The following is a 2100-nucleotide window of genomic DNA, read 5'->3' as shown; positions in this document are numbered from 1 at the left end:
GCGCCTCGCGACCGCGGCAAGCCCGGCCGGTGCCGACGTTGCCGTCGGGGCGGCGAGCTGGACCGCGTCGACGAGGCCCGCCCAGGCGGCCCGTTCGCCGGGTTCGACGTAGTGGCAGCCGCGCCGCCTCAGCGTTGATCTTCCCGGGCGATGGATTGACCTTGCACAGCTTCACGGCGGCCGAACCGGCGATACGCCCTGCCGGGCGGCAGCCACGCCCGCGCTGAGCAGCGGGCGTGCGTCGGCCCGCCGCGCGGTCGCGGTCGTGTCCGTGGTCCGGCTTGTGTCGCGCGGGCCTGGCTCGACGCGTCAGCGAGTTTGTCCGGCGGGAGCGACGGTCCGGATTCCGGACCACCGCGGGCCCGGGACCGCAGATGTTGACCTTGGTCCTTGGCCTGTCAGCGCGGCTCGCTCTCGGCGATGTTGGCGAGTTGCGCCGTAACCATGCCCCAGCCGTCGGCGAAGCCGAGCTTTTCGTGGCGCTCGCGCGCGGTCGGGTCGCCGTGTCGCACGAGAACCCGGTAGTCCGTGCCGTCGGGGTGGTCGGCGAGCGTGATCTCGGCGGTCATCACGATCATGGTCGGGTCCGCCGGACGCCAGGTGCTGTCGACGGCCGTGGTGAAGACGATCCGTTCCAGCTCGTCGGCGGCCAGGAACGCGGCGTCGAGGTGCGGGCCGAAGACCTCGCCGTCGTCGCTCATCCGCGTCACGAACGCGCCGCCCGGGCGCACCTCGAGGCGTTCCACCCGGCACTGGCTGGGCGCCGGCAGCCACCAGCGGGCAAGGCGGTCGGGGTCGGTCCAGGCGCGCCAGACGGCCGCGCGCGGGGCCCGGATCACGCGGTCCACGGTCAGGTCCAGGTCGGGGTTCATGGGTGGTCCTCCTCGGAAAGCAGCTGCTCCAGGCGGTCGGTGCGGTCTTCCCAGGCGCGGCGTTCCGCGGCGAGCCAGTCGTCGACCAGGCCGAGCCGCTCGCGGTTGAGCACGCACGTGCGGACGCGGCCGGCCTTCACCGTGCTGATCAGGCCGCTGGTCTCCAGCATGCGCACGTGCTTCAGGAACGACGGCAGCGTCATCGGGACGTCGCGGGCCAGGTCGCCCACGCTGACAGGGCCCCGGCCGAGGCGCCGGAGCACGCCGCGGCGGGTCGGGTCGGCCAGGGCGACGAACACGCCGTCCAGGTCGGCCGAATACTGTGCCATGAGGCTAAGTATTGCCGCCGTCCGATAGTTAACGCAAGGGCTAAGTGTTGAGGAGCGCGCTCAGCCCGCGCGGCGGCGGGCGCGGCGGGCGGCGAGCTCGTCGCCGGCCGGGGTCTCGTCAGCCGGCTCCTCCGCGGCCGGCTCGGCCGGTTCCGCGGGCAGGTGCGACAGCGAGCCCTGGATTTCCTTGAAGGCACCGCCGATGGCGATGCCGAACACGCCCTGGCCGCCTTGGAGCAAGTCGACGACCTCCTCGGGCGAGCGGCACTCGTACACCGTGGTGCCGTCGGAGATCAGCGTGATGCCCGCCAGGTCCTCGACGCCGCGCGAGCGCAGGGTCTCGATCGCCTTGCGGATGTTCTGCAGGGACACGCCGGCGTCCAGGAGGCGCTTGACGACCTTGAGCACGACCAGGTCGCGGAACGAGTAGAGGCGCTGCGTGCCGGAACCGGAGGCGTCGCGCACGCTCGGGACGACCAGGGCCGTGCGGGCCCAGTAGTCGAGCTGGCGGTAGCTGATCCCGACCGCGTGGCAGGCGGTTACGCCGCGGTAGCCGACGGAGTCGTCGTCCGTGGGGGGCGGCGCCGCGTCGGCGTCGGATCTACCCGCGGGTTCCGGATCACGTGGGTCGGGCATGTGGCTACCTCCCCGCCAGCGAGGTGTCGCGTCGTGCCGGGACGCGCACCCGTCAACAGCGCCAACCCTATAGCTCAGATCTAGCCTTGGGGCGCATGCTTTACGCCGACACGCCGCGAACTGGCGACATCACCCTGCTGGCTACCGATGCCTGGACTGACAGTCGGCATGGAGAACCCGCGCCCCTGCGGGGCCCTGCTGGCTACCGATGCCTGGACTGACAGTCGGCATGGAGAACCCGCGCCCCTGCGGGGCGGAGCCTC

At 72.3% G+C, this 2100-nt stretch carries 3 protein-coding genes; all 3 read right to left on the bottom strand.

Annotated features, from left to right (window positions below):
- Window positions 1-398: 398 nt before the first annotated feature.
- From Asi02nite_RS41110 to Asi02nite_RS41100, 3 genes are read right to left on the bottom strand one after another with little or no spacing between them, the layout of a single operon-like run.
- Window positions 399-872, bottom strand: coding sequence for an SRPBCC domain-containing protein (locus Asi02nite_RS41110; RefSeq protein WP_203719460.1), 474 nt, complete (start codon window positions 870-872; stop codon window positions 399-401).
- Complete coding sequence (locus Asi02nite_RS41105) at window positions 869-1201, bottom strand: ArsR/SmtB family transcription factor (protein WP_203719459.1); 333 nt, start codon at window positions 1199-1201, stop codon at window positions 869-871. The genes Asi02nite_RS41110 and Asi02nite_RS41105 overlap by 4 nt, the downstream gene beginning before the upstream one ends.
- A 60-nt stretch (window positions 1202-1261) precedes the next feature.
- Window positions 1262-1837: a MerR family transcriptional regulator gene (locus Asi02nite_RS41100; RefSeq protein ID WP_203719458.1), complete on the bottom strand. Its 576-nt coding sequence runs from the start codon at window positions 1835-1837 to the stop codon at window positions 1262-1264.
- Window positions 1838-2100 lie beyond the last annotated feature (263 nt).

It is taken from the genome of Asanoa siamensis (assembly GCF_016862555.1).
GTDB classification, from domain to species: domain Bacteria; phylum Actinomycetota; class Actinomycetes; order Mycobacteriales; family Micromonosporaceae; genus Asanoa; species Asanoa siamensis.
Note: the sequence above shows the minus strand (reverse complement) of the source record. Positions and strands in the feature narration are given on the sequence as shown.